The 26,304-nt window shown below is 61.8% G+C and carries 17 protein-coding genes and 1 riboswitch; of the genes, 6 read left to right on the forward strand and 11 right to left on the reverse strand.

Annotated elements, in window-relative coordinates:
* Positions 1–21 precede the first annotated feature (21 nt).
* The 5 genes from J9788_RS24205 to J9788_RS24225 all read right to left on the reverse strand — a co-directional run bounded on the left by J9788_RS24205 (position 22) and on the right by J9788_RS24225 (position 11,550).
* Positions 22–4,845: a hemagglutinin repeat-containing protein gene (locus J9788_RS24205; protein WP_182265776.1), complete on the reverse strand. Its 4,824-nt coding sequence runs from the start codon at positions 4,843–4,845 to the stop codon at positions 22–24.
* A 45-nt stretch (positions 4,846–4,890) separates the two neighbouring features.
* On the reverse strand, positions 4,891–6,570 hold the full coding sequence (locus J9788_RS24210) for a ShlB/FhaC/HecB family hemolysin secretion/activation protein (protein ID WP_033651202.1): 1,680 nt from the start codon (positions 6,568–6,570) through the stop codon (positions 4,891–4,893).
* Positions 6,571–6,955: 385 nt separating this feature from the next.
* On the reverse strand, positions 6,956–7,873 hold the full coding sequence (gene panS, locus J9788_RS24215) for a ketopantoate/pantoate/pantothenate transporter PanS (protein WP_094143450.1): 918 nt from the start codon (positions 7,871–7,873) through the stop codon (positions 6,956–6,958).
* 145 nt (positions 7,874–8,018) lie between these two features.
* A complete protein-coding gene (gene lysC, locus J9788_RS24220; RefSeq protein ID WP_046897180.1) occupies positions 8,019–9,386 on the reverse strand; it encodes a lysine-sensitive aspartokinase 3 in 1,368 nt (455 codons plus the stop codon).
* Positions 9,387–9,494: 108 nt separating this feature from the next.
* Positions 9,495–9,689: riboswitch (Lysine riboswitch) on the reverse strand.
* Between the two features lie 52 nt (positions 9,690–9,741).
* Positions 9,742–11,550 carry a sodium:proton antiporter gene (locus J9788_RS24225; protein ID WP_004936687.1) on the reverse strand — a complete coding sequence of 603 codons (1,809 nt, stop codon included), beginning with the start codon at positions 11,548–11,550 and terminating at the stop codon, positions 9,742–9,744.
* A gap of 229 nt (positions 11,551–11,779) precedes the next feature.
* On the opposite strand from J9788_RS24225, the gene pgi reads away from it, so the two are divergent.
* A complete protein-coding gene (pgi, locus tag J9788_RS24230; protein WP_182265777.1) occupies positions 11,780–13,426 on the forward strand; it encodes a glucose-6-phosphate isomerase in 1,647 nt (548 codons plus the stop codon).
* A gap of 61 nt (positions 13,427–13,487) precedes the next feature.
* Here the strand turns inward: pgi and J9788_RS24235 are convergent, their stop codons facing one another.
* On the reverse strand, positions 13,488–14,921 hold the full coding sequence (locus J9788_RS24235) for a capsule assembly Wzi family protein (protein WP_099784416.1): 1,434 nt from the start codon (positions 14,919–14,921) through the stop codon (positions 13,488–13,490).
* 225 nt (positions 14,922–15,146) lie between these two features.
* Here J9788_RS24235 and psiE point away from each other — a divergent pair, with 225 nt between their 5' ends.
* On the forward strand, positions 15,147–15,554 hold the full coding sequence (gene psiE, locus J9788_RS24240; RefSeq protein WP_015379238.1) for a phosphate-starvation-inducible protein PsiE: 408 nt from the start codon (positions 15,147–15,149) through the stop codon (positions 15,552–15,554).
* A 197-nt stretch (positions 15,555–15,751) separates the two neighbouring features.
* Here the strand turns inward: psiE and malG are convergent, their stop codons facing one another.
* Genes malG through malE form a run of 3 tightly spaced genes read right to left on the reverse strand, consistent with a single transcriptional unit; the run spans position 15,752 to position 19,482 of the window.
* Positions 15,752–16,642, reverse strand: coding sequence for a maltose ABC transporter permease MalG (malG, locus tag J9788_RS24245; RefSeq protein WP_025304466.1), 891 nt, complete (start codon positions 16,640–16,642; stop codon positions 15,752–15,754).
* 11 nt (positions 16,643–16,653) lie between these two features.
* Positions 16,654–18,231, reverse strand: a complete 1,578-nt coding sequence (gene malF, locus J9788_RS24250; protein ID WP_046897184.1) for a maltose ABC transporter permease MalF — start codon at positions 18,229–18,231, stop codon at positions 16,654–16,656.
* 57 nt (positions 18,232–18,288) lie between these two features.
* Positions 18,289–19,482 carry a maltose/maltodextrin ABC transporter substrate-binding protein MalE gene (malE, locus tag J9788_RS24255; RefSeq protein ID WP_182265778.1) on the reverse strand — a complete coding sequence of 398 codons (1,194 nt, stop codon included), beginning with the start codon at positions 19,480–19,482 and terminating at the stop codon, positions 18,289–18,291.
* Between the two features lie 357 nt (positions 19,483–19,839).
* On the opposite strand from malE, the gene J9788_RS24260 reads away from it, so the two are divergent.
* The 4 genes from J9788_RS24260 to malM all read left to right on the forward strand — a co-directional run bounded on the left by J9788_RS24260 (position 19,840) and on the right by malM (position 24,238).
* A complete protein-coding gene (locus J9788_RS24260) occupies positions 19,840–20,811 on the forward strand; it encodes an alpha-amylase family glycosyl hydrolase (RefSeq protein WP_182265779.1) in 972 nt (323 codons plus the stop codon).
* The gene (gene malK / locus J9788_RS24265) at positions 20,804–21,913 is read left to right on the forward strand and encodes a maltose/maltodextrin ABC transporter ATP-binding protein MalK (protein WP_046897186.1); all 1,110 of its coding nucleotides are present in this window, start codon (positions 20,804–20,806) and stop codon (positions 21,911–21,913) included. The genes J9788_RS24260 and malK overlap by 8 nt, the downstream gene beginning before the upstream one ends.
* Positions 21,914–21,945: 32 nt before the next feature.
* Positions 21,946–23,235: a maltoporin gene (locus tag J9788_RS24270; RefSeq protein ID WP_046897187.1), complete on the forward strand. Its 1,290-nt coding sequence runs from the start codon at positions 21,946–21,948 to the stop codon at positions 23,233–23,235.
* Positions 23,236–23,332: 97 nt separating this feature from the next.
* Positions 23,333–24,238, forward strand: a complete 906-nt coding sequence (gene malM, locus J9788_RS24275; protein WP_046897188.1) for a maltose operon protein MalM — start codon at positions 23,333–23,335, stop codon at positions 24,236–24,238.
* Positions 24,239–24,293: 55 nt separating this feature from the next.
* Here the strand turns inward: malM and J9788_RS24280 are convergent, their stop codons facing one another.
* Positions 24,294–25,277: a nucleoside hydrolase gene (locus J9788_RS24280; protein ID WP_182265780.1), complete on the reverse strand. Its 984-nt coding sequence runs from the start codon at positions 25,275–25,277 to the stop codon at positions 24,294–24,296.
* Between the two features lie 21 nt (positions 25,278–25,298).
* Positions 25,299–26,300, reverse strand: coding sequence for a LacI family DNA-binding transcriptional regulator (locus J9788_RS24285; RefSeq protein ID WP_046897190.1), 1,002 nt, complete (start codon positions 26,298–26,300; stop codon positions 25,299–25,301).
* Between the last annotated feature and the right edge of the window lie 4 nt (positions 26,301–26,304).

Below are 26,304 nucleotides of genomic sequence, written 5' to 3' on the forward strand. Positions count from 1 at the left end.
GGGGCGTTGCGTTGGGGCGCGTTATTTGCCGCTGAACACCCCGGCTTTGGCGTCCGCTTGCTGAGTTGAAGCATGGCCGCTGGCGAACGGCACGTTGCCGTCGACGCTTTGCTTCGCCGCGCCGCCTAACAGCCCGCCGATCGTGGCGGCCGCATCGACGCGGCCGCCGCCCTGATAGCGCTGGCCGCTGACGTCCTGCTGGCTGACCTTGCCGCCGCCCAGTTCCACCTTGCCCTGCTGGCTGCGGATCTCGCCGCCGGTCAGTTGGGTTTGGCCGCCGACCTGCAGCGCCACGCCGTGCTTGCCGGTAATCGCCGACTGCTCGCCAACCGCGTTGTTGTTCACCACGTCGGCATTGACCTTGAGGTGCCCCTGGCGACCGGCCGGACCGGTGATGCTGTCTTTCACCGCGCCGCCGACGGTGCGTGCGCCGCGATCCCACAGTGGGCCTTGCGGTTTTTCGCCGGCCGGCGTTGCCGGCAGCGTGACTTTGCCGTCGGCCTTGCTGAAGCTGACCGCGCCGGTGGTGTCCTGCTGCGGATCGAGGCGACGCGCCACGCTGTTGTATTTGTCGGTGGTGGCGTCGGCCACTTTGTTTACCCCGGCCTCCAGTTTCTCTTTCACCTTACCGGCGTAGCGCGGCGTGCCCACCTTCGACAGCTTGGAGGTGACGCTGCTGCCCAGATCGTTGCTGTGGCTCAGGCCGGCATCCACATCCACCTTCACGCCTGTCTCAACGTCTTTGCGGCTTTCAATGCGCAGATCGCCGCCCACCTTGCCCTGGACGCTGTCGGCATCGACGCGCGCGCCGGCGAGACGGGTGTCCTTGCCGCTGTTGATCGCCACGTCGCCTGCGGTGATGCCGGCGTTGGCGTGGGTGGTTTTATCCTGCTGTTCCACGCCGACCTTCAGACCGGCCCCCAGCGTATGGGTGTCTTTGCCGGTGTTCGGATCGATCTTGCCGCCGGCGTCCTTGTTGAATGTTTGGCCGCCTCTGGCGTTGGCTTTGATGCCCAGATTCCAGTTGTCTTTATGCTGCTCGTTTTTGGCGGACTCTAGCAGGATGCCGCCGTTTTTCGCCTCGATCGCGGCGCTGCCGCCGCTGACTTTGGCCCCCTGCAGATGCAGCGCGTCATCGCCTTTGCCGTTGGCGGACAGGGTGACCTTGCCGTCTGAGGCGATAGTGGCGCCCTGGCGCTCGGTCGCGGACTCATTGACCTTGGCGATGTCAAAGGCGCCGCCGGCGGAGAGGCTGCCGCCGGTTTTTTCCTTGCTGTCGCTGCTGCCGGCGCCCAGATCGATATTGCCGGACAGCTTGCTTTCCTTACGCGTTTGGGTCGATTCCGCCGCCTGCAGCGCGACCTTGTTGCCCGCGTTCAGGCTGACGTCGCCCTGGCTCTTGACGTTGGTGCCCTGCAGAGTCAGATCGCGGCCCGCCTTCAGCTCCACGCCCTGGCCGCTGACGTTGCCGACCTGCGCCGTGCTGCTGCTGCTTTCACCGTTGTTGGTGCCGCCGCCGAAACCGGCGCCGAAGTTTTTGCTGTCGGCGGTGAAACCGCCTTTGGCGGACGCTTTGACATTAAAGCCGCTGTGGTTCTCGCTCTGTTTGTCGCTGGCCTGATCGAAGCGGATATCGCCACCGGCATTGACGGCGGTTTTACCGCTGCCGCCGTTCAGCGCGGTACCTTGATAGACCGCGTCTTTTTTCACGTTGACGTTGATGCCGTTGGCCGCGTCGATCGAGCCGGTCACCGCCTGGCTGGCGCTGCTGTTGCTGCGCTGGGTGCCGCCTTCGCCCTTGGCGTCCACGGTCAGATCGCTGCCGGTGGTGGTGTAGACGCGCACGCCGGCGCTGCCGCGGGTGTCGCGGCTCTGCTCGTCCTGACGGTTTGCTGCGGCTTCGCTGCGGTGGCTATCCGCCGTCAGGTTGACCGCGCCTTTGCTCGCCTGGTACTGCGTGCCCTGATCGCGCACTTCGCCTTTGGCATTGATGTCGATGCTGCCGGCTTTCACCGAGCTGACCACTGCCTGCGAGCTGCTGCTGTGTTTTTCGCTGCTGCCGCCCTGTGCGCCGATATCCAGGCCGACGTTAGGCGCGCCGATGCCGCCGATATCATTGATGACGCCGGTGGCGTCCAGCTTGGTCGCTTTGCCGACCGCACGCTCGACCGGACGCGTGACGGCGCTGTAATCGACGTTGGCGCCGATGTTCACGCCGACGTCGGTCTTGTGGGTGGTGCTGCTGTTGCTGTTGGTGGCCGCCAGGTGATCGACGCCGGTGGCGTTCTCTCGATAGGCGCCGCCGACGCTGTGCTGCGCGCCTTGCTGGGTCAGCTTGTCGCGGGCGTTGACAGTCAGGTTGCCTTTGACGTCGCTGCCGGAGGTGACGGCCTTGCTGCTTTGCGTCTGGGTTTTGCTGTTCTCGTAGCCAGCCTCAACGCCGCTGCCGAGTTTGTCGATGCCGCCGGTGTAATAGAAACCGCCGCCGATCTTGGTTTGCTCGGTGTTTGAGGTCGTTTTGTCGTCGGCCGCCAGGAACGAAACCTTGTTGCCGCTGACGCTGGCGTCGCCTTTGTCGGCCACCAATTGAGAACCGCTGAAGGTCACGTCCTTCTCCGCCTTGAGCTTCACGCTGCCGCCGCTGAGGCCTGAGGCGCTGTTCTCGGTGCGGGTGGTTTTCTCGCTGTCGCTGGTGTGCTCGATGCGCAAACCGGCGCGGTATTGCTTGTCGCCGGCTTCTTTGGCGTAGCCGTTAACGGTGAGCGCGGTCTTCTGCTCGTCGATGTTCTGCTGCTGCTCGGCGGCCTTGACGTTGATGTTGCCAGCCTTCGACTCGACGCTCAGCTCACCGCCGCTGGCGACCTGGCTGCCGATCACGTCAGCATCCTTGCGGCTGACCAGCGTCAGGTTGGTGTCGGACTTCAGCTCGCTGGCGGTGCTGCTCTGGTAGCTGTTGTCGGCCTTGTGCGAGCTGCTGGTGATGTTGAACACGGTGCCGGTGCGCGCGTCGATTTTGTCCACGGTGGTGCTCAGCGCGTTGTCGATGCGCAGGCCGCCGTGGGTGGCGGTGACTTCGCCGCCTTTCTGGCCGCGCGCCTTGCTGCCGGTAATAGTGACGCCCTGCTGGCCGTTCAGGCGCAGGGTGCCGCCGCTGGTCAATTCGGAAGCGTGGCTGACTTCGCGGCGATTACTGTTGTTTTTGTTGTCGCCGCCGCCGATGCCGCCCCAGGAGGTTTTGTCATCGCGCACCGCTTTGGCGTTGGCGGTTTTCTGCACCCCGATCTGGATCTGGTTGTCTGCGTCGATCGTCAGATCGCGCTGGGCGTGGACCTTCGCGCCCTGAGTCGAGACATTGCGACCGCCTTTCAACGTCAGTTCGCCCTGGCTGCGCAGTTCGCTGGCCTTCAGGCTCTCGCTTTCGTCGCTGCTGCTCCATCTGCCGGTGCGCAGGCTGGAGGTGTGGTTGCGCTGGTAGCCGCGCTCGCTGGATTTATCCTTCTCCACCAGCCCGGCAAGGTGTACGTCGCGCGCCGCTTTGACGCTCAGCGCGCGGTCGGCGCTGACGTTGGCGCCCAGCAGCGTCACGTCTTCCTGGGTGCTGATGAGTTTGGCGCTACCGCTGGCGGCGACGGTGCTACCTGCCTGCTGCAGCTGTTCGCGCTCGCGGGTGACGTCGTATTGCCAGGAGTAGAACCAGCGATCGTCGGTATGGCCTTGCGTCTGCTTCAACTGCTGGCCGTCGAGCGTGAGTTTGCCGCCCTGCAGCGTGACGTCTTCGCCGCGGATATCGGTGGCGGTGAGATGCGCGTGGTTATCCGCCACCAGGCTGATGTTTTTGCCTTTCAGCTCGGTGCGGGTCAGCTTCTGGCTGCTGCTGCGATCGTTGACGTAGATGCCGCCACGGTAATTTTGATAGTTATCGCCGCCGTTTTTGTTGCTGCTGGCGTCGTCGACGCGGCTTTCGCTGCGGATATCATAGGCTTTCACCTTGAGCTCGTCGCCGGCGGTCAGCTTGCCGGCCAGCTTCACGCCGCTGCCCTGCGCGGTGTTGATGATGTTGATGCGCCCGGCCTGCATGCTGCCGAGGTAGTAGCTGTCCAGCGCGGTCGGCATCTGTTGGCTGGCCTGCACCGTGCCGTCGCGCGCCACGCGGTTAAGGCCGCTGATGGCGTTGATCGTCGCCGAGGTCACTTTACCATTCGAATGTTTGAAATCTTGCACGATCACTTCGCCGCGGCTGTCGATCTTCGGCGCGATCAGATCCAGTACGCCGCCGGCGTTCAGGGTGCCATTGAGGCTCAGGGTGTTGCGGTTACCGAAGGTGCTGTAACCCTGCAGCACGCCGTTTTCCACCAGCGGGTTGCCGACCACCAGTGAGGAATGGCTGGTATTGATGAACCCGCAGCCCTGACAGCTGATGCCGTTCGGGTTGGCCAGCACGTAGTCGGCAGCCATGCCGAAGATCTCTTGCTGGCCATGCAGTAGCGACGGATTGCGGCCGATCACTTCATTGAGGATCACGCTGGCTTCGCGTCCGCCCAGATTGGGGTTGGCGCCCAGTTGGCCGGCCAACTGCGACAGCCCCGCCTCGCGGGAGTTGTTCAGCACCGCGCCGGGCTGGTTGACGTTGAAGTCCTGATATTGGTTGTGCGACAGCCCGTTGCCGTTCGGCGCGACGATATCGACCACCTGCGCGCCGGTGGCTGCGGTGGAGACGCCGGGGCCGTTGGCGCCGTTGGCCGCGACGATCTCTGCGGCGTAGGCGCCGGCGGAAGCGGCGAGAATTATCGCCAGCGCGGCGGCCAGTTTGCCTGCCGCCGAAAGTCTGAAGTTATTATTTTTCATCCATGTCTCTCCGTATATTGCCGTGGGATCCTGCAAAACTGCTGATTAAAAGGTGTAAGAAAAGCGCGCCAGCACCTGAACGGGATCTTCAGGCGTGGCGTGGTTCGACAAAATCCAGCCGCGGCTGACCTCCAGATCGACCAGCGCCTGCCGGTAGCGTAACGTGGCACCGCTGCTCACCCCGGCGCTGCTGCGCCAGCCCGAGTTGTCCTGACGCGGCAGAATGCGGCCAACGTCGGCGCCAAGGCGCGGCGTCAGCGTGGCGGCGCCTAAATTGAAGCTGCGCGACAGCGTGTTCTGCAGATACCAGCCGTTGTCGCCGGACTGGGTGCTGCGGCTGAAGCCGCGCACGGCGCTGCGATCGGTAAGGCTAAGCCACTCCACGCCGGGCAGCGGGTCGCGGCTGTATTGGCCGTAGAACAGGTTGTTGAGCTGATAGGTGGCATCACCCAGCTTGAGGCGCTGGCTCAGGTTGGCGAACAGCTTGCCCTTGGTGAACTGGCTGTCGAGGTGCACCGAACTCGGGTGGCGATCGGCGCCCAGCCAGGGCAGGCCCTGCTCGACGCTGAGGTTGGCGCTGAACACGCCATGGGGCAGAATTTGCAGATGGCTGGCGCTCAGCTCGGCCAGGGTCAGCGTTGGGCTGCTGACCTCAAGACGCACGCTTTCGAAGTAGTTGTCGATGCGCTTGTAGGTCAACTGGCCGCTCAGGCTGTCTATCTGATCGTGGTCGCGATAAAACACGTAGTCGCTGCGCAGCCCGTACTGTTGGGTCTGACCGTGCAGTTTGACCACGTTGTGCGGCAGCTGCTGGTGGTTCTCATAGGACGAGAAGCTGGCGAACCCGCTGAAGGTGAACGCGCCGTACGGCAGCGAATAGAGCAGGGTGTAGGCGCGATTGTAGCGGTGAGCCGGGTTTTCCAGCGTGCTGTTGGCGTTCAGGCTGACGAAGTCCGACAGGCCGAACGGGCTGTCCAGCGTGGCGGTGGCGCGCGCCAGCCACTGGCCGGTGCTTTTCTGGCCGTAATTATCCGTGCCGGCGGTAATCAGCCAGGGCTTGGCGTGCTGATTGCGCAAACGAATGACCGAACCGCCAACCTGGCGGCCGGGTAATATATCCAGCTTGGTGGTATTCGATTGCAAACGGTTGGCCTGATCCAATCCTTGATCGAGTTCGGTTAATTTCAGCGGCTTGCCTTCCAGCCCAGGAAATAATAATCGGCTGTTGACCCAGCGATCGCCGCCTTCTATTTTCTCGATAAATCCTTCGGTCACGCTTAGCCCCAATTCCCCCTGCGAATTAGGGCGAACAATTTGCACGCGTGCGGTGATATAGCCTTTTTGCACATAAAGGCGCGTTAATTCGCGGGTCAGGCGATTGATATCGTTGCTGCTGATGCAGTTTTCCGGCAGCGCGCTCAGGGCCGACAAATCGGCCGGCGAGAGCAGAGTAATGCCTTGCAGGTAAACGCCGGCGATCGGCAGGCACTGCGCGGATTGCGGCAGGGCGGGCGCGGCCGGTTCCGGTTCCGCCAGCAGGCGCTGTTGCTTCAGTTGCTGATAGCGGCGCTGTTCAATCAGCTGGTTGACTTCACGCGTGCTGTCTTGCAGCGCGCGGCGTGATTCCCCCATCGACATATCCCGCATCATGTGGGAATCCGGCAGGGTTTCAGCGGAAAGGGCCGTGCTGACCAGCAGCATCAAGGCGGTGATTTTTTTTATCATTGTAATCCATTATGAGAGGCTGCCGGGGCAGCCAGCCCAATCCATGAGGTTAACCACGGGCGACCGACGGCCGGCCCGAAATAATGAGCGACATGCACATTGCGAGGTATCTCGATTTGCCGCAGCAAATAAGACGGTGGGTATAGATCTAAATAATAATTAGGCTGCTTCTATTTTGGCGGGCAACCCTGGTGACTTAATTAATTAAAAAAAGTGGAGCATCTCTCCCCCTTGCCAACATTATCGGCATGGATAGGAAGAATCTGAATTTTTATTTTTCACGGATGATAGAGGATGGGGGGGATTATGACAATCCGACCAGTGGGAAATACGAAATTTCGCAGAGAAGAACGGGGACGCAAATGTTTGCGTCCCCGCAGGCGGCTTATTTTTTCTTGATGGGGCGTCCGGACCAATAACCCGCCAGCAGCGAGCCGGAGAGATTGTGCCAGACCGAGAACAGCGCGCCCGGCAGCGCGGCCAGCGGCGAGAAGTAGATTTTGCCCAGCGTGGCCGCCAGCCCGGAGTTCTGCATGCCGACTTCAATCGCCAGCGTGCGGCAGGTGGATTCGTCGAAGCCGAACAGCTTGCCGCCCCAGTAGCCGCTCAACAGACCGATGCCGTTGTGCAGGATCACCGCGACGATCACCACCAGGCCGACCGAGGCGATGTGGCTTTGGCTACCCGCCACCACCGCGCTGATGATCGCCAGGATGCACACCATCGACAGCGCCGGCAGCAGCGGCTCAATGCGCTTCACCGTTTTGGTCAGGGTATGGTGGACGATCAGACCCAGGCCGATCGGGATCACCACGATCTGCAGGATGCTGAGCAGCATGCCCATGATATCGACGCTGATTTCGGCGTCGACGTACAGGCGGGTCAGCAGCGGCGTGGCGAACACCCCCACCAGCGTCGAGACCGCCGAGATGGTCACCGACAGCGCCACGTCTCCTTTGGCCAGGTAGATCATCACGTTGGACGCGGTGCCGCTGGCCACGCTGCCCACCAGCACCATGCCGGCGGACAGATCCGGCGGCATGCGGAACAGCATCGCCAGGATCCAGGCCGCCAGCGGCATGATCAGATAATGCAGGAAGATGCCTGCCGCCACCGGGCCGGGGCGCGCCAGCACGCGTTTGAAGTCGTCGAGCCGCAGCGTGACGCCCATGGCGAACATGATCAGCATCAGCAGCGGGCTGACGTAGGGGCCGATGCCGGTAAAGGTGCTCGGCGTGTAATAGGCGGCGACGGACAGCAGTATCGCCCACAGGGGGAATAAGCGCGTGAGTAGTGCCAGCATGCAGGTTTTCCTTAGCCAGATTGAGAACGGTGGATGTGGTTGTGTTTTTATTGCGGGTTCAACAAGCTGAACCTCTGCCGGTTTTGAACGGATTTTTTTAGACGCAGGGGCGCAGCATGCTGCGCCCGCAATCAGGGATAATGACTTATTCGAACAGATTGTGGTGCAGGGTGCGCACCACCTGCTCGGCTTCTTCGCCCGGCACCAGGAAGCACAGGTTATAGCTGCTGGCGCCGTAGCAGATCAGGCGGATGTTGAACGGATCGAGCACGCCGAACACCTCTTTGCCCACGCCGCAGGCCCGCGACAGCTGGTTGCCGATGATCGCCACCAGCGCCAGGTTTTCTTCCACTTCCACCCGGCACAGCGACGACAGCTCGGTCAACAGCGAGGTGGTCAGCAGGCTGCCGCCGACGGAGGTGGCGCCGGTGGTGTCCATGGTCAGGGCGATGCTGACTTCCGAAGTGGTGATCAGATCGACGGAGATATTGTGGCGCGCCAGAATGTTGAACACCTCGGCCAGGAAGCCGCGCGCGTGCAGCATGTTCAGGCTGTGCAGCGTCAGCAGCGTTTGCTTGCGGCGCAGCGCCAGCGCGCGGAACAGCGGCGGGTTCTCGGTGGTGTTGCACACCAGCGTGCCGCCGGCCGCCGGATCCTTGCTGGAGCCGACGAACACCGGAATGTCGCTGCGCACTGCCGGCAGCAGGGTGGCCGGATGCAGCACTTTGGCGCCGAAGGTGGCCATTTCCGCCGCCTCTTCGAAACCGATTTTATCGATGCGCTTGGCTGCCGGCACCACGCGCGGATCGGTGGTGTAGATGCCCGGCACGTCGGTCCAGATATCCACCCGGCCGACGCCGAGCGCTTCGCCGAGCAGCGCGGCGGTATAGTCGCTGCCGCCGCGGCCGAGCGTGGTGGTGCGGCCTTTCGGTTCGCTGCCGATAAAGCCCTGGGTGACCACCAACGCTTCCTGCAGACGCGGCTGCAACTGCGCCTGCGCCAGTTCGCTGAGCGCGGCGCTGTCCGGCACGGCGCGGCCGAAGTGATCGTCGGTGCGCATCACTTTACGCACGTCGAACCATTCGGCCTGCACGTTGCGGGCGCGCAGGATTTCAACGAACAGCAGGGTGGACATCAGTTCCCCATGGCTGACCAGCTCGTCGGTCAACGCCGTCGAGGTGGCCAGCGACGCGGCCTCCGACAGCATGGCGATGTTTTCCAGCAGGCGGTCTATCTCGTCGCGGATCACCGCAGGCGCCGCGAGGCGATCGAGGATGGCGTATTGGATGCGACGAATTTCATCAAGCTGGTAGTTGCGCTTGTCGGCCTCGCAACCTTCGGCCAGGGCGACCAACAGGTTGGTGACGCCCGCCGAGGCGGACAACACCACCAGGCGGACCTGCGGGTTGGCCAGCACGACGTCGGCGCTGCGGTTCATGGCTTCAAAGTCGGCGACGCTGGTGCCGCCGAACTTGGCTACCACGGTGGAATTCTGGGGTACTGCTTGGTTCATGTAGAAACCTCGTGTCAGGGATGCCCGTTTGGGGGCACTGTAATTCCATAGCCTTGGCACAAGGGGAGAGCGGTAAACAGGGGGCAGGCGTAGAGGTCAGGCTACGATACACCCAGAAGCGCCCCACCTTGTCGATCGCCCTGCGGGCGATCCCCTGGTGACAACCCAGGGGATTCAGCCCCTGTAGTCGATACGATAATGGCCGGCCATTACCCTACCTCGGCGTCGCTCCCCCTCGGGTGCCGTCAACGGAGAAACGGCTCCTCTGACACTCTACCTGGGCGACGCGCCTCTTCTGGCTTGCGCACCGGGTGCGCAAGTAGGCTGTTAGGAATAGCCGGTTATCGTCATTCTGTCAACGTACAGACGGTGAGGGATTTTCATCTTGCACCAGCGCGATAAGCGTACAGGGCATCGCAGGCGTGGAACCGGCGCCAATCGGTTGCAGAGAACCGTCTTCCTTTTGGCTGAATAACGGAATAACGCCCTGATGTTTCTCCAAATACTCCAGCCAACCGAAATTTTCGTTCAATTTGGTCGCTTTGATGGTGGCCCCCCTGGCGAGCAGGCTGCTCAGACGGCCGTAGGTGGCTTCCTGATTAAATAAAATTTCGTGCCGGCGGAAACGCGAACTTTCCGCGCTGGCGCCGCGTCCTTTCAACGGCGCCCCCGAGCGAATGGCGAACACGTGATCCTCGCCGAAGAGGTGGCCGAAGTGATAGACGGCCAGCGCGTTTTGGTGACGATTGGGCGACAGCGCCAGCACCTGGGCGATATTGCTCAGGTCAAGATAGTTCTCGGCGTGTTCGGAGTAGGCGTGGCCATAGTAGGCCGGAATGCCGTCCATGCGCGCCTGACGGTAGTATTCCCAGCTGCTGTCGGTGACGATCACCGGCACGTTCAGCTTGATCAGCGCCTGCGCCAGCATGCGCGCTACGCTGTTGGCGCCGACGATCAGCACGCCGCGCGGTTTCTGCTGCTGCACCCGCAGCCAGCGCGCCATCATGCCGCTGGTCAGGCTTTGCAACACCACGGTGCCGATGATGATGGCGAACACCACGGTCACCAGCCGGTCGGCGCCCTGATAGCCACTGCGCTGCAGCGTCAGCGCGAACAGCGAGCTGACCGCCGCGGCGACGATGCCGCGCGGGGCGATCCAGCACAGCAGCAGCCGATCGCGCCAGTGCAGGGAAGAGCGCCAGGTCGACACAGCGATGCACAGCGGCCGGGCGATGAACTGCACCGCCAGCAGCAGCAGGAGCAGCGGCCAGCCCATGTTCCACAGCGCCTGGATGTCGAGCCGCGCCGCCAGAATGATGAACAGCGCCGAGATCAGGATCGCCGACAGCTCCTCTTTGAACGCCAGAATATCGCTGGTGTCCACGTCGCGCATGTTGGCCAGCCAGATGCCCATCACCGTGACGGTCAGCAAACCGGATTCGTCGGCGATGGCGTTGGAAACGCCGAAGGCGGTCAGCATGATCGCCAGCACCGCCAGGTTCTGCAGGTAGCGCGGCAGCCAGACGCGGCGCAGCGCCAGGCCGAGCAGGTAACCGAACAGCGCGCCGGCGATCAGGCCGACGGCGGCGGTCACGCCCAGCGTCCAAAACAGGTGGGTATAGGATTCCGCATTCTGCTTCAGCACGATGAACTCGAACACCAGCAGGGTGAAGATGGCGCCGACCGGATCGATGACGATCCCTTCCCAGCGCAGCACCTGGTTAATGTTGGCGTTCGGTCGCACCACGCGCATCAGCGGGGCGATCACCGTCGGCCCGGTCACCACCGTCACCGCGCCGATCAACGCCGCCAGCTCCGGCGGGAAATCCAGCAGCCACCAGCTGGCGAGGCTGATGACCAGAAAGGTGACCAGCATGCCGACGGTGACCAGGTTGCGCACTACGCCGCCGAGGCCGCGTATCTCCTCGAAACGCAGCGTTAGCGCCCCTTCGAACAGGATGATCGCCACCGACAGCGACACCAGCGGAAACAGCAGATCGCCGAACAGCAGATCCGGCTGCACCAGATGCACCGTCGGGCCGAGCACGATGCCGAACAGCAGCAGCGGCAAGATGGCCGGCAGGCGCAGCAACCAGGCCAGCCACTGCGCAAGCAGCGACGCCAGGCCGATAAGCACCAACATGAGTGGGGCGGATAATTCCATAAGCGAGATCCCTTTCAAATGACGAAATAAGCGACGATGACACAGCCTGATGACAATTCGGCAACCCCGATAACAGGCCGTTAGCCAAAAGTATAGAGTGAAAGCTGAAACGAGGCGGCAATGCGTTGACAGTTAGCGCCTATCGCAAGAAAAGCGATCATAATCACAGTCGAACAGGCTACAATCGGACAAACGCGTCATTTTTATTCTCAAGCCTAAGAGTGTTGCTATGAAAAATATCAATCCTAGTCAAACCGCTGCTTGGCAAGCCCTGCAGCAACATTATGCACAGATGAAAGACGTACGGATCGCCGACCTGTTCGCCCAGGACAGCGATCGTTTCTCCAGGTTCTCCGCGACCTTCAACGATCAAATGTTGGTGGACTATTCCAAGAACCGCATCACGCAGGAAACCCTGGAGAAGCTGCAGGCGTTGGCGAAAGAAACCGATCTGCAAGGCGCCATCAAATCGATGTTCGCCGGTGAGAAGATCAACCGCACCGAAGATCGCGCGGTGCTGCACATTGCCCTGCGCAATCGCAGCAACAGCCCGATCCTGGTCGACGGCAAAGACGTGATGCCGGAAGTGAACGCGGTGCTGGCCAAGATCAAACAGTTCTGCGCGCGCGTCATCGGCGGCGAGTGGAAAGGCTACACCGGCAAGCCGATCACCGACGTGGTGAACATCGGCATCGGCGGTTCGGATCTCGGCCCTTACATGGTGACCGAAGCGCTGCGCCCTTATAAAAACCACCTGAACATGCACTTCGTCTCCAACGTTGATGGCACCCACATCGCCGAAACGCTGCAGCCGCTGAACCCGGAAACCACGCTGTTCCTGGTGGCGTCCAAAACCTTCACCACTCAGGAAACCATGACCAACGCCCACAGCGCGCGCGACTGGTTCCTGAGCAGCGCCGCCGATCAACAACACGTGGCCAAGCACTTCGCTGCGTTGTCCACCAACGGCAAAGCGGTGGCCGAGTTCGGCATCGATACCGACAACATGTTCGAATTCTGGGACTGGGTCGGCGGCCGTTACTCCCTGTGGTCGGCGATCGGTCTGTCGATCGCGTTGTCCATCGGTTACGACAACTTCGAGCAGCTGCTGAGCGGCGCGCACGCCATGGATAAGCACTTCGCCGAAACGCCGGCGGAGAAAAACCTGCCGGTGCTGCTGGCGCTGATCGGTATTTGGTACAACAACTTCTTCGGTGCCGAAACCGAAGCCATTCTGCCGTACGATCAGTACATGCACCGTTTTGCCGCTTACTTCCAGCAGGGCAACATGGAATCCAACGGCAAGTACGTCGATCGCAACGGCAATCCGGTGGATTACCAGACCGGCCCGATCATCTGGGGCGAGCCGGGCACCAACGGCCAGCATGCGTTCTACCAGCTGATCCACCAGGGCACCAAGCTGGTGCCGTGCGATTTCATCGCGCCGGCCATCAGCCATAACCCGCTGGGCGATCACCACGCCAAATTGCTGTCCAACTTCTTCGCCCAGACCGAAGCGCTGGCGTTCGGCAAGTCGCTGGAGACGGTGGAAGCCGAGTTCGCGGCGCAGGGTAAAACCCCTGAGCAGGTCAAACACGTGGCGCCGTTCAAAGTGTTTGAAGGCAACCGTCCGACCAACTCGATCCTGCTGCGTGAAATCACCCCGTTCAGTCTGGGCAGCCTGATTGCGCTGTATGAGCACAAGATCTTCACCCAGGGCGCAATCCTGAACATCTTCACCTTCGATCAGTGGGGCGTGGAGTTGGGCAAACAGCTGGCCAACCGCATCCTGCCGGAACTGGCGGGCAGCGAGAAAATCAGCAGCCACGACAGCTCAACCAATGCGCTGATCAACCGCTTCAAGGAATGGCGCTAATTGCCTGAACTGAAGCCAATAAAAAACCCGCCGCGGCGGGTTTTTTTACGTCTGCGAAAAGTTACAGGTTGATCGGCACTTCGAAGCTGACGCCCGCACCCACGTCATCGGCGGTGCTGTGATCGCTGTCGGTGTACCACAGGCTGGTGTCGAACTTAACCTGTGACGGGAAGGTGTAACCCCAGCCGAGCTGAATGCCCTTCAGCGTATCGGAACGCGGGAACGCCCGGTTGATGGTTTGGTTGTTCGGATTCACCTTGGCGTATACCAAGCGGGTGCTCCAACGCTGGCTGTCGTCCAGCACCAGCTCGACACGACCGGACAACATCTGGCCGTCGCCGCCCATGGCGTGGCCCAGCGGGTAACCTTGCTGGTAGTAACCGCCCCGATAGACGTAGTGGTTGTACATCACGTTGTTGGCGTTGCCGTTAGAACGGGTATCAGAACCTTCGATATGCCAGTTGATGGTGGTCGGGCCCCATTCCGGATGGCCTTCAAGCCCCAACATATAGGCATTATGCGAAGGCAACATGCCGGCTTCATCTTCGCCGGTGATTTGGCCATAAAGGCTGACCGGCATGCCGACTAGCGGCTGCAATTTGAGTTTGAAGTCAAAGCCGCCCAACTGGTTGCCCGGATCGTTTTTCGGATCGCCGGTATTGTCGTTGCCGGTTACGCCATCCCAGAAGGAACGCCAGGAGTGCGGACGGCCATCACCGCCCCACATCATGACGCGTGAAGCGCCCAGCTCCAGGAAGTCGGTCGGCATCATGGTCAGGCGACCGCCGAACAGTTTGGTATCCGGCACGGCAGCGTACTGCGACAGCTGGCCGGCGGACAACTGGTATTGCCAGCGGCCGATCCACGACAGCCACGGCGTTTCAAACGGCGATTGGTCGGCGCGCTGCAGCATAAAGCCGGCGACCGGGCGCGCGGCGTCGGAGCGGATCAGGCTGCCGTCGTAACCCGGGCCCCACCACTGGGAGACCTCGCCGAAGGAGAGCCATTGGTTCCAGATTTTCACCGCGCCGTAGGAGCCGTTCATATTGAATTTGGAGCCGTCGCTGACGCGCTGGTCGCCTTCCACCGAGCCCTGCAGACGCACGTCCCAGAACTCGCCGTTGGCGCCGGCGCCGATGGTCAGGCGATCGTCGGCGTACTCGTTTTGGCCGAAGCCCTGCGGGGTGCCGGGTTTATCGGTCGAGGCATAACCGCTGACGCGGATGTTGGCTTTCAGGGCGTCAACGCGGCGTTGCACGCGGTCGATGACGTTTTTCTCGGTATTGGTGACCGGTTTGGCCTGCGCAATAACGGAACTGATCTCTTCCTGACTCAGTGGCCAGGTGGACAGGCTGACGTTGATGACGCCGCGGTCAGACAACCAGGCGAGATCGTTACGCAGATCGTTGTCAGGGGCTACCAGGCCGGCGGCGTGGCCGGATAATGCACAGGTAAACAGGCCCGCAGCGACCAGTCCGTTAAGTTTAGCGCGCATAAAGAATTCCCTTGTTAATTCGAGGTTATTGGTTTTATGTAAAGATCTCTGTGACCCATGATAGTTGACATTTCGATTTGCTACAAATCTATAAGCCAGAAACATCTTATTATAACTTTATGAATTAAATGAGGTTTAAAGTGCTTTCGCGAAGGGCGTAATTTTTAGGACAATGCCTATATTGGCAAGCTTGAATCATATAAGCGGTATTCAGAGAGAGGTTTTATGGCAAAAACGTCGCGTTCGATAATGATAGCGAAAGGGCTGCAGCGAGTGCTGAACGTGGGCCTTCTGCTGCTGGCGGCAATTCTGGTGGTGTTTCTGGTCAAGGAAACCATCCATCTGGCGAAGGTGTTATTTATCAACAGCGAAGAGTCGTCCTCTTACCTGTTGATTGAAGGCATCGTGATTTATTTTCTGTACTTTGAATTTATCGCCTTGATCGTCAAGTATTTTGAGTCGGGTTATCATTTCCCGCTGCGCTATTTTATTTATATCGGCATTACCGCGATTATTCGTTTGATTATCGTGGATCACAAAAATCCCATCGACACCCTGATCTACGCGGCGGCGATATTGGTGCTGGTGGTGACGCTCTATCTGGCCAACACCGATCGGCTGAAACGGGAGTAGCGATAAAAATGGCGGCCAAAGGCCGCCAAAGACACAGGATATAATTACCCGTCGTCTTTCAAGCGACAGCGTTGTTGACTGCACTCGCTAACCCCAGATACTTACTGAAGTAAGCGCCTGGGCTTAGCGAGCTGGTCGCCTAGCTGTAACTTGAAAAAAGATAAGGAAAAACATCAAACGCACTGCAGTGGCACAAATTACCCCTTCACGCCGCCGGCCGTCAGGCCGCCCACCAACCAGCGCTGCGCCAGCAGGAACACGGCGGTAATCGGTATCGCCGACAGCACCGCGGCGGCGGCGAAATCGCCCCACAGGTAGTTCTGCGGATTGAGATATTGCTGCATGCCCACCGCCAGCGTGTAGCTGTTTACATCGCGCAGCAGCAGCGACGCCACCGGCACCTCGGTGATGGCGGCGATAAACGACAGAATGAACACCACCGCCAGAATCGGCACCGACAGCGGCAACAGCACCAGACGGAACGCCTGCCACGGCGTGGCGCCATCCAGCGCCGCCGCCTCTTCCAGCGAATTGTCGATGGTTTCGAAATAGCCCTTGATGGTCCAGACATGCAGCGCGATGCCGCCCATATAGGCGAAGATCACGCCGCCGTGGGTGTTGAGGCCGATAAACGGAATGTACTGGCCCAGGCGATCGAACAAGGCGTACAGCGCCACCAGCGACAGCACCGCTGGAAACATCTGGAAGATCAGCATGCTTTTCAGCAGCGTGCTCTTGCCGCGAAAACGCATGCGGGCGAAGGCGTAGGCGCAGGTGGTGGACAGCGTCACGATGCCGATGGCGGTGATCGCCGCGATCTTGATGGAGTTCCACAGCCACAGCAGCACCGGGAACGGCGGCGGCGTCACGCTGCCGTCGGCGTGGGTGACGCTGAAGCCGAGCGCCAGCCGCCAGTGATCCCAGGAGAGGGTTTCCGGTATCAGGCTGCCGGTGGCGAAGTTGCCGGCGCGCAGCGAGATGGCCACCACCATCAGCAGCGGGAACATGATCAGGGCGATAAAGCACAGCATCAAAATGTGGGTGATCCACAGGCGCAGGCGCTGGGATTTGGGTTGAACCATGGCCATCGTTATTCTCCCTAATCGAAGTTCATCTTGCTGGCTTTCAAATTCAGGATCGCCAGCGCGCCCACCAACAGGAAGATCAGCGTGGCGATGGCGGCCGCCAGCCCGAAGTCTTGCCCGCCGCCGCCTTCGAAGGCGATGCGGTAGGTGTAGCTGACCAGCAGATCGGTATAGCCGGCCGGCGTGGTGGTGCCGATCATGTCCGGGCCGCCGTTGGTCAGCAGCTGGATCAGCACGAAGTTGTTAAAGTTGAAGGCGAAGCTGGCGATCATCAGCGGCGTCAGCGGCTTGATCAGCAGCGGGAAGGTGATGCGGAAGAAGTTTTGCCACGGGTTGGCGCCGTCCATCGCCGAGGCCTCGTACAGATCGTCCGGGATGGCCTTCAGCAGCCCCATGCACAGGATCATCATGTACGGGTAGCCGAGCCAGGTGTTGACGATCAGGATCATGCTCTTGGCGGTGAGCGGATCGCTGAACCAGGCCGGTTTGATGCCGAACAGGTGGCTGAGCATCATGTTGATCTCGCCGAAGCTCTGGTTGAACAAGCCTTTGAAGATCAGGATCGAGATGAACGACGGTACCGCATAGGGCAGGATCAGCAGCACGCGGTAGATCGCCTTGCCTTTCAGCGCCTCCCACTGCACCACGCAGGCCAGCACCATGCCGACCGCCACGGTGAGGATCACCGTCATCACCGAGAACACGATGGTCCAGATGAAGATCGACACGAACGGTTTTTTGATGCCCTCGTCCTGCAGCACCCGCAGGAAGTTTTTCCAGCCGGTGGTGACGGTATAGCCTGGGCTCAGGGTTTCCTGCGCCCAGCCGCCGTCGGCGTTGATCGCCTGATAGAAGCCGATGTCGCCGTTCGGCCGGTAGCGCACCTGAGTCTGGTTATTGGTCAGCGTGCTGCCGTCTTGGTCCAACGCATACAGCGGGCGGGTGCCGGAGAACTGGCGCAGGGAGCTCATGCGCAATTCATCGCCGTCCGGCAGCTGCGCCACCAGTTGGCTCAGCGCCTGCCGGTTCTGGGTGATCACCCGCAGCGTGGCGGGTTCGCCCTGCGGCGCAGCGCTCTGGGCCGTCAATTTCAGGGGAGGCGGCGGCGTCGCGTCGAGGCGGAAAGGCTCGGAAATCAGCGGCTGTTCACTGTCCGGCGAGGTCAGCTGCAGGCGCCACCGCTGGTTTTCCGCCGGGTAGAGGCCGAAGGTGAAGGTTTTGCCGCTTTGGAACTGACGCTGCATCAATACCGATTGCGCGCGCTCAAACGTCAGCTGGTTGGTGCTGCTGTAGTTGGTAAAGGCGATGGCAATGGTGCAGATCAGCGGGAACAGGACGAACAATCCCATGCCGGCGACGCCGGGATACACATAGCGCCAGGCGTAGGCGCGGCGGTTGGCGAAGACGTAAAGCCCGGCGCTGACCAGGATCAGCGTCAGGATGGCGAACAGGTATTCACCCTGTGCATACATCAACACAATCAGGTAGCAGGTCACCAGGCTGAACAGGCCGACCACCAGCCATTTCAGCGCGTCGCTTTGCCACCACTTCGATTTTTTACGCGCAGGCGTCCCGGCGTGAGCGAATTGCATAGGGCGTTCCTTTCTGTGAAGCAACGGCGGGGCGACACGGCGCCCCGCACAACGACATTACTTGGTGATACGGGTCTGCACATCGTCCAACGCGGCTTTCACCGTTTGGCGGCCGCTGACGGCATTGAGCACCGCGCTGCGTTCGGCGTACCAGAAAGCGCTCATCTGCGGAATGTTCGGCATGATCTCCCCGTTTTGCGAGTTCTGCATGGTGGCGGCGATCTTCGGATCTTTGGCCAGCGTTTCCTGGTAGGACTTCAGCGCCACCGCGCCCAGCGGTTTGTCTTTGTTGACGTCCGCCAGCCCTTCGTTGGTCAGCAGATAGTTCTCGAGGAACTCGGTCGCCAGCTCTTTATTCGGGCTGGCGGCGTTGATACCGGCGGTCAGCACGCCGACGAACGGTTTGGACGGTTTGCCTTTGAAGGTCGGCAGCAGCGTTACGCCGTAGTTGATTTTGCTCTGCTCGATGTTGTTCCAGGCCCACGGGCCGTTGATGGTCATCGCGGTCTGGCCTTTGTTGAACGCGGCTTCGGCGATCGAGTAATCGGTATCGGCGTTGATGTGTTTGTTTTTCACCAGATCGACGATGAACTGCAGGCCGGCCTGCGAACCGGCGTTGACGACGCCGACATCCTTGATGTTGTATTTGCCGTTCTCATACTTGAAGGCATAACCGCCGTCGGCGGCGATGATAGGCCAGGTGAAGTAGGGTTCCTGCAGGTTCCACATGATGGCGCTCTTGCCGCTGGCGCGCAGCTGTTTGTCCAGCGCCGGGATCTCTTCCCAGGTCTTCGGCGGCTGTTTGACCAGGTCTTTATTGTAAATCAGCGACAGCGCTTCGACGGCGATCGGGTAGCCGATCAGCTTGCCGTCATAGCGTACGGCGTCCCAGGTGAACGGGAACAGCTTGTCCTGGAAGGCTTTGGACGGGTGGACTTCGGCCAGCAGGCCGGACTGCGCATAGCCGCCGAAGCGATCGTGGGCCCAGAGGATGATGTCCGGGCCGTCGCCGGTGGCGGCCACCTGCGGGTATTTCTCTTCCAGCTTGTCGGGATGCTCGACGGTGACTTTGATGCCGGTGTCTTTTTCGAATTTCTTGCCGACTTCGGCCAGGCCGTTATAGCCTTTGTCGCCGTTGATCCAGATAACCAGTTTGCCTTCCTCTATCTTGGCGAAGGCGGAAGAAGAGAGCACCAGGGTGGCCAGTGCCGAGAGCGCCAGCGTACGGGCGAGGGTAATGCTGCGAGTCATAATCCAGTCCTTCTTTTGTGGGCACATAAATCAAGGAGAGACGTTTCGCGATCATAGTGGGTCACAACGCGACATATTCTCATCCTCCCCCCCTCTACGCCCCTGAGATGAGGAGTGTGATCCAGTTAACGTTGCGCTCTATTCTGTGGCGTCAGGCACAAAATAGGGGGGCGATTTTTGCCGGATTGATCACAGATTTGCCTTAAGCGCGGAACTTCTCATCGCCGCGGTCGTTCTCTCATCCTCCCGTCTCCTCCCCCATGAAAAATCCTGTTACGGATGATTACCCTTTCCGGCGACTCCCGCACTATCGGCCCATTGATTTTCAACGCCACGCGCAGCAGGGATACCGGATTTATGTCGTCAATGCCTATAGCCACTCAGCCCACCCTGTACCGGATCCATCCGGCCAGTTTCCGTGACGGAAACGGGGACGGCGTGGGCGACGCGCACGGCATGCTGGCGGCGCTGCCGTACCTGAAAGCGCTGTCGATCGACGGCCTGTTGCTGCCGCAGGCGCTGGCGCCGGAGGCCGAAACGGCGGTGACGGGCGAAGGGCTGACGCTGTGGTACGCCGACGAAGCCCATCGCGTTCGTCATGCCGCCGCCGCGCAGCGGTTCGCCCACGGCGCGCTGGCGCTTGACGTGATGCCGTTCAGCGCGGAAAAGCTGGTGGCGGTGCTGCACGCCCGCCGCGCCACGTTGGCGGACAGCCTGTGGAGCACCGGTGACGCCGATCAGCCTCGGGTGGTCAGCCGCTGGGGGCAGGGCGACCTGCGTTCCGCCGCCGCCTTTTTGACGCTGCTGGCGATGTTGCCGGCGCCGATCTGCCTGTACCAGGGCGAGGAGCTGGGGCTGCCGCACGCCGCCGGCCTGCAGGATCCGCGCGGCGCGCAAACGCCGATGCCGTGGCATGAAGCGCCCGAACAGGTCACCGCCGGCGAAGTCAGCTGGTATCAGCAGGTGGCAATCGAACACCGCGCGTTGGCCATCAGTCGCCAACAGCACGACAGCCACTCCACCTTGCGTTACTGCCAGACGCTGCTGGCCCTGCGCCGTTCGCCGCTTTTCCAGCGCGGCGAGCTGAGCGCGGTCAGCCAGCGCGATGGCGTGGTGCGCTTACTTATTACCCATCAGGATCAATGCCTTGAAGCGCTGATAAACCTGCAGCCTTATACTCAGGCGGCCGCGCCGTCTGAGGCGACCTTGCCGTTGGCATGGCAGCACGGCGCGCAGCAAGAGGGTCATCAATGGGTTTTGGCGGGCTTTGCCTCCGCCATTTTCACACGACATGTTAACTGCGAAAGCAGGGGAGTAACGCATGGCTAGCGTGACACTGCGCAGCGTTTATAAGGCCTTCGGTGAGGCCGTGATTTCCAAAGACGTCAATCTGACCATCGAAGACGGCGAGTTTGTGGTGTTTGTCGGGCCGTCGGGCTGCGGCAAATCGACGCTGCTGCGCATGATCGCCGGGCTGGAGGACATCACCTCCGGCGACCTGCTGATCGGCGAGAAACGCATGAATGAAGTGCCGCCTTCCGAGCGCGGCATCGGCATGGTGTTCCAGTCTTACGCGCTGTATCCGCACCTGTCGGTGGCGGACAACATGTCGTTCGGCCTGAAGCTGGCCGGCGCCAGGAAAGCGGAAATCAATCAACGGGTGAACCAGGTTTCCGAGGTGCTGCAGTTGGCGCACCTGCTCGATCGGCGGCCGAAGGCGCTGTCCGGCGGGCAGCGTCAGCGCGTGGCGATCGGCCGCACGCTGGTGGCCGAGCCGGACGTGTTCCTGCTCGACGAGCCGCTGTCCAACCTCGACGCCGCGCTGCGGGTGCAGATGCGCATCGAGATCTCCCGCCTGCACAAGCGCCTGCAGCGCACCATGATTTACGTCACTCACGATCAGGTCGAAGCGATGACGCTGGCCGACAAGATCGTGGTGCTCGACGCCGGGCGCGTGGCGCAGGTCGGCAAGCCGTTGGAACTGTATCACTATCCGGCCAACCGCTTCGTCGCCGGGTTTATCGGCTCGCCGAAGATGAACTTCCTGCCGGTCAAGGTGACCGCAGCGGAATCACGGCAGGTGCAGGTTGAACTGCCCAACCGCCAGCTGGTGTGGCTGCCGGTGGAGGGCGCGGGCGTTCAGCCCGGCGCCAACCTGTCACTGGGCATTCGCCCCGAACATCTGCTGCCCGGTGAAGCCTCTGAAGTGCGGCTTACCGGCGACGTACAGGTGGTAGAGCAGCTCGGCAACGAGACGCAAATCCACATCCAAATCCCGGCCATCCGTCAAAACCTGGTGTACCGCCAGAACGACGTGGTGCTGGTAGAAGAAGGTGCCACATTCGCCATCGGCCTGCCGCCTCACCGTTGCCACCTGTTCCGTGAAGACGGTACGGCATGTAAACGGCTGCACCAGGAGCCGGGCGTTTAAAGCATCAAAGTCGGTATAACAGGAGAATAATGATGACTACTCTGCGCAAACTTCCTCTGGCACTGGCTGTCGCCGCCGGTGTTCTCTCCACCCAGGCGCTGGCCGTGGATTTCCACGGTTACGCCCGTTCCGGCATCGGCTGGACCGGCAGCGGCGGTGAGCAACAGTGCTTCAAGGCCACCGGCGCCGCGAGCAAGTACCGTCTCGGCAACGAATGCGAAACCTACGCCGAATTGAAACTGGGGCAGGAAGTGTGGAAAGAAGGCGACAAGAGCTTCTATTTCGACACCAACCTGGCCTATTCGGTCTCGCAGCGTTCCGACTGGGAAGACGTGACCCCGGGCTTCCGCGAAGTCAACGTGCAGGGTAAAAACCTGATCGATTGGCTGCCAGGCTCCACGCTGTGGGCCGGTAAGCGCTTCTATCAGCGTCATGACGTTCACATGATCGACTTCTACTACTGGGATATCTCCGGCCCGGGCGCCGGTCTGGAAAACATCGATCTGGGCTTCGGCAAGCTGTCCGCCGCCGTGACCCGCAACTCGGAATCTGGCGGCTCTTACGGCTACCTGGATAACGAATGGAAACAGCGTCCGACCGTCAACGATACCTTCGACGTGCGCCTGGCCGGGCTGGAGCTGAACCCGGGCGGCACCCTGGAGCTGGGCGTGGACTACGGCCGCGCCAATGCGCAGGACCACTACCGCCTGGCCGACGGCGCCAGCAAAGACGGTTGGATGTTCACCGCCGAACACACGCAAAGCATCCTGAACGGTTACAACAAATTCGTGCTGCAGTACGCCACCGACTCGATGACCTCGCAGAACAACGGCCGCAACGAAGGCGCCACCATCGATAACAACGGCAAGATGATCCGCGTGTTGGATCACGGCGCCATCGACTTCAACGATCAGTGGGCGCTGATGTACGTCGCCATGTTCCAGGACATCGACCGCGACAACAACAACGGCACCACCTGGTACACCGTGGGCGTGCGTCCGATGTACAAATGGACGCCGATCATGAGCACCCTGCTGGAAGCCGGCTACGACAACGTCAAATCTCAGCGCACCGGCGATCGCAACGGCCAGTACAAAGTGACCCTGGCGCAGCAGTGGCAGGCGGGCAACAGCATCTGGTCGCGTCCGGCCATCCGCCTGTTCGCCACCTACGCCAAGTGGGACGAGAAGTGGGGTTACGCCACCAGTGACGATACCGGGTATAACGCCGGCACCGCTTACAACGACACCAGCATGCATACCTTCAGCCGCGGCAAGGATGACGAAGTCACCTTCGGCGCCCAGATGGAAATTTGGTGGTAACGACAGGACGGGGAGGGCCGCCGGCTCTCCCCCAACCGCATTCGCCGCGACCCGATCTCTTGCCTGATCCGCCGCGGTGCTGAAAGAGGATATAACGATGAAAAAGAATCTGCTGTCACTCTGCCTGTCGCTGGCGCTGACCGTCGGCGCGCCTTTGGCGGCCAACGCCGATACGCCGGCCAACGTTTCCGTCGCCCCGGCCATCAGCGCCGCCACGTTGCAAAGCCTGCCGTGGCAGCCGCTGCAACCGCCGGTGTCGCAAGAAGTGAAGCTCGACGCCGTTAGCCCGCAGCTCAATCAGGGCGACATTCAGGGGGCGATCGCCGCCTATACGCTGCCGGCCGATCGCGGTTCGCTGGAAGTGACGCTGAGCAGCCTCGCCAAGAACAATTCGCTGTACGCGCCGAGCGTGCTGGTGCTGGACGAGCATCTGCGCCCGGCGGCGTATTACCCGAGCAGCTATTTTCCTTACCAGCCGCCGGGAGCGATGTCCTCCGATCGCCTCGAAGGCACGCTGAAACTGACGCCGGCGCTCGGTCAAAAACAGATTTACCTGCTGGTGTACACCACCCGTCAGGATTTGGCGAAAACCACGCAGCTGACTAACCCGGCCAAGGCCTACGCGCAGGGCGTGGGCAACGCGGTGCCGGATATCCCGGATCCGATCGCCGGCCACGCGACGACCGGCACGCTGAAGCTCAAGGTGACCGCGGAACAGGGCACCGGCAACGTGATGATCGGCATGCTGCAGCCTGCGCCGACCGTGGCGCCGGTGGTGGTGGGATCAAGCGCACCGGCCGCCGTGTCGGCGCCTGCACCGACGCCGGAGAAACCGGCGGAGCCGATGCTCAACGACACCGAAAGCTACTTCAATAACGGCATCAAGCAGGCGGTGAAGGCGGGCGATATCGACAAGGCGCTGAAGCTGATGAATGAGGCCGAGAAGTTGGGCTCGACCACTGCGCGTAAAACGTTTATCAGCAGCGTTAAAGGCAAGGGGTAACACCCGGCGCTGCCGATGCTGGCTCGATGATTGGTGCGCTTTGGCGCACCTTTTTTCATCCGCGGGCCAGCGTTGCGCCGATCAACGCCAGCAGACGGGCGTTGTCGACCTGCTGCATGATGCGCACCGGCTTGCCCTGCGGCGGCGGCATGCCGACCGTCAGGCGCAGGCTGTCCGGCCGCCAGCGGCGTGAGCTGCCGCGCGTCAACGCCCCTTCCAGCGCCACATCCACATGGAACATGTCGGTGGTGACCAGCTGCGGTTCCAGCAGCCAGGCGATCACCAGCGCATCATGGATCCAGCAGCCCGGCAGGCGCCGCGTATGGCGCGAATAATCGATCCATGGCTGCGTGGTGGCGCGCAAATAGCGGCACAGCGGCGTGTCCGGCTGCGTCAGGACGGCCAGATCCGCCTGGGTCAGCATGGTCTGGGTGGTGACGTCCAGCGGCGCCAGCGTGATATTGGCGCCGCTGTTCAGCACCAGCCGCGCCGCTTCCGGATCCAAACCAAAATTGGTGTCCTTGATGTACCCTTCGACGTTGAACACGCCGCCCATGATCACGATCTCTTTCACCGCCTGCGCCATCTGCGGGTACAGCTGCATGGCGTGCGCCACGTTGGTCAGCGGGCCGATCGCCGCCAGCGTTACCTCGCCGGGATGCCGGCAGATCAGTTCGCCGATGGCGATGGCGGCGTCCGGTGCGGGCGCGTTGGCGAGCGAGGGCGCGGGCAAGTCGCGCCACAGCGCTGCCAGCTTGGGATCGGCGATCGGCCTGTCCAGATGCGCGCGCCATGGTTCCGGCGGCTCGCTCAGGGCGCGCGCCGCGCCGAGGGCGACCGGCACCTGGTAGCCGCTTTGCGCCAGCAGCTCGCTGGCGACGGCGAAGCCCACTTCGCGCGGGGTGTTGCCGGCCACGATGCTGATCAGTTCCAGCTGCAGCTGCGGTTTGGCCGCCAGCGCCAGGGCCAGCGCCAGGCCGTCGTCGACGTTGGCGCCGGGAACGCCGTTGCCGGGATCGCAATCAATGATCAAACGCATAGAAGGTGTCCTGAAAAACCGCTAACAGCCGCACGAGCGGCGGATGCGCAGTTGAAAAGCGAATTCATGCAGCTCGGCGGACGCGGCGCCGGCGGCCAGCATGGCGATGGCCCGCTTGGCCATGGCGTCGATCGGCTGCTCGACCGCGCTGAGCGGCGGCACGCTGAATTCGGATTGCTGCGTGCCGTTAAAACAGATCAGCGCCAGATCGTCCGGCGCGCGCAACCCATGCTCCGCCAGCGCCGACAGGCAGCCGAGCGCCTGCTGCTCGTTGGAGGTGAAAACGGCGCGCGGGCGCGGGCCTTGCACCATGCGCTGGGTGGCCTGGTAGCCGCCCTGGCGGGTGTAAGGCGCCTCGAAAATCCACTCGTCGCGCGGCGCAATGCCCGCCTCCAGCAGCGCATCGCGCCAGCCGTTCAGGCGATCCTGCGCGTTGAGCATGGTTAGCGGACCGATAAAAATGCCGATGTCGCGATAGCCGTGCTGCAGCAGATGGCGGGTCGCCTGGCAGGCGGCGTCGCGCTCGTCGACGCGGATGGCGCAGACGCCAGCCTGGCTGTCGATAGTGTCTATCATCACGCAGGGCGTGCCGGAGGCGCGGATCAGCTCGAACCACGGATGGCGATCGACGCTGGTGTACAGCAGGCCGTCGACCTGGCGACGCAGCAGGTTATTGATCAGCTCATACTCGCGCTGCCGGTCATCGCCGGCGTCGCCCAGCAGCAGCACGCGGCCGCGGCTGAAAGCCTCCTGCTGCAGCGCCCGCGCCAGCGTGGCGAAGAACGGGTTGGAAATATCCGGCACCACCAGCCCGTAGGTTTGCGTGCTGCCGGAGGCCAACGCCCGCGCGATGTCGTTCGGCCGGTAGCCGGTCTGCTCGATAGCCGCCAGCACGCGCAGCCGGGTGGCTTCCGCCACCGGGCGCGGGCCGTTGTTGATCACATAGCTGACCACGGCGACGGAGGTGCCCGCTACGCGGGCCACGTCGGCGCGGGTAACGCGTCGCGCGGAGTGATTATCCAAATTG

The organism is Serratia sp. X10 (assembly GCF_017811775.1).
Classification (GTDB): Bacteria; Pseudomonadota; Gammaproteobacteria; order Enterobacterales; family Enterobacteriaceae; genus Serratia; species Serratia ureilytica.

Excerpts from the sequence above, each read along its gene's own strand:
- J9788_RS24205 (WP_182265776.1), bottom strand. The coding sequence starts at position 4,845 with ATGAAAAATAATAACTTCAGACTTTCGGCGGCAGGCAAACTGGCCGCC.
- J9788_RS24210 (WP_033651202.1), bottom strand. The coding sequence starts at position 6,570 with ATGATAAAAAAAATCACCGCCTTGATGCTGCTGGTCAGCACGGCCCTT.
- panS (WP_094143450.1), bottom strand. The coding sequence starts at position 7,873 with ATGCTGGCACTACTCACGCGCTTATTCCCCCTGTGGGCGATACTGCTG.
- lysC (WP_046897180.1), bottom strand. The coding sequence starts at position 9,386 with ATGAACCAAGCAGTACCCCAGAATTCCACCGTGGTAGCCAAGTTCGGC.
- J9788_RS24225 (WP_004936687.1), bottom strand. The coding sequence starts at position 11,550 with ATGGAATTATCCGCCCCACTCATGTTGGTGCTTATCGGCCTGGCGTCG.
- pgi (WP_182265777.1), top strand. The coding sequence starts at position 11,780 with ATGAAAAATATCAATCCTAGTCAAACCGCTGCTTGGCAAGCCCTGCAG.
- J9788_RS24235 (WP_099784416.1), bottom strand. The coding sequence starts at position 14,921 with ATGCGCGCTAAACTTAACGGACTGGTCGCTGCGGGCCTGTTTACCTGT.
- psiE (WP_015379238.1), top strand. The coding sequence starts at position 15,147 with ATGGCAAAAACGTCGCGTTCGATAATGATAGCGAAAGGGCTGCAGCGA.
- malG (WP_025304466.1), bottom strand. The coding sequence starts at position 16,642 with ATGGCCATGGTTCAACCCAAATCCCAGCGCCTGCGCCTGTGGATCACC.
- malF (WP_046897184.1), bottom strand. The coding sequence starts at position 18,231 with ATGCAATTCGCTCACGCCGGGACGCCTGCGCGTAAAAAATCGAAGTGG.
- malE (WP_182265778.1), bottom strand. The coding sequence starts at position 19,482 with ATGACTCGCAGCATTACCCTCGCCCGTACGCTGGCGCTCTCGGCACTG.
- J9788_RS24260 (WP_182265779.1), top strand. The coding sequence starts at position 19,840 with ATGTCGTCAATGCCTATAGCCACTCAGCCCACCCTGTACCGGATCCAT.
- malK (WP_046897186.1), top strand. The coding sequence starts at position 20,804 with ATGGCTAGCGTGACACTGCGCAGCGTTTATAAGGCCTTCGGTGAGGCC.
- J9788_RS24270 (WP_046897187.1), top strand. The coding sequence starts at position 21,946 with ATGACTACTCTGCGCAAACTTCCTCTGGCACTGGCTGTCGCCGCCGGT.
- malM (WP_046897188.1), top strand. The coding sequence starts at position 23,333 with ATGAAAAAGAATCTGCTGTCACTCTGCCTGTCGCTGGCGCTGACCGTC.
- J9788_RS24280 (WP_182265780.1), bottom strand. The coding sequence starts at position 25,277 with ATGCGTTTGATCATTGATTGCGATCCCGGCAACGGCGTTCCCGGCGCC.